1 protein-coding gene is annotated in these 259 nt (G+C 54.4%); it reads right to left on the reverse strand.

Going from position 1 to position 259, the window contains the following annotated elements:
- Positions 1-259: hypothetical protein (locus AB3X89_RS40555; protein ID WP_368588102.1), on the reverse strand; the 259-nt coding region annotated here is incomplete at both ends.

The following is a 259-nucleotide window of genomic DNA, read 5'->3' on the forward strand; positions in this document are numbered from 1 at the left end:
GATCCCATGCATTGCCACTGCTTCTTAGTCCGCGAATAATGGTCTCGGCGGCCTCAGGGCCAGCCGCTCGCTTAACTCTCATTTTTGTAAATCGATCCATTCGCGAGTTATCGGCCGGGTTTTGAGCGAGGGCCGCGGAAAGTGCATCGTTGGGCTCAGGCGGCCCGGGTGGCATAGTGAAAAGTCGCACCGGCTCGGTTGTATTGATCCGCTCGCCGTATGTGTGAACTTTTTTGATCATTTGCCATGGATCAATCAC

The sequence above is a fragment of the Paraburkholderia sp. BR14320 genome (genome assembly GCF_040948665.1).
Lineage (GTDB): Bacteria > Pseudomonadota > Gammaproteobacteria > Burkholderiales > Burkholderiaceae > Paraburkholderia > Paraburkholderia youngii.